We start from the raw sequence: 708 nt of genomic DNA on the forward strand, positions 1-708 counted from the left end.
CAGCCGCCGGTATTCCTGGAGAGGCCGTCGCCAACACAATGATTCTAGACTACGGTGACCCACAGTCTTTAAAGTATATCGAAGAAAACGCCGATGACATCGCTGCTGTTCTGATCGAACCTGTACAAAGCCGAAACCCAGAACTTCAGCCTAAAGAGTTCGTTCAAGAGTTAAGGAGCTTATGCGATCAAAATGAGATGGCCCTTATATTCGATGAAGTCATTACAGGTTTCCGCCTCGGACCACGAGGAGCTCAAGGCCATTTCGATATTCCAGCAGATATCGCAACCTACGGTAAGATTATCGGTGGAGGTATGCCAATTGGTGTTATTGGAGGCAAGTCCAAGTATATGGACGCCTTAGATGGTGGCCAATGGCGATATGGTGATGACTCATCGCCCGAAGTTGGCGTAACCTACTTTGCGGGAACCTTTGTACGCCACCCACTCGCGATGGCTGCAGCAAATGCAGTATTAGATAAACTAATAGCCGAGCCTAGCATACAGCAGGATTTGGGCAACAAGACCGCTGCAATGGTCGAGCAAATGAACCTGTACGCAAGCCAACGACATGCTCCGATCAAAGTCGTGAACTGCCAGTCCCTATTCCGTTTTAAAATTCCCCAAGATATCGCTTACGAGGAACTAATATTTACGCTGTTGAGAGAAAAAGGAATCCATATATGGGATGCACGCCCATGTTTCCTTA

Annotated in this window: 1 protein-coding gene; it reads left to right on the forward strand. The window is 47.7% G+C overall.

Annotated elements, in window-relative coordinates; all coding sequences use genetic code 11:
• On the forward strand, positions 1-708 hold a 708-nt coding region (locus A3766_RS08805), incomplete at both ends, for an aminotransferase class III-fold pyridoxal phosphate-dependent enzyme (protein WP_156508799.1).

It is taken from the genome of Oleiphilus sp. HI0132 (assembly GCF_001635845.1).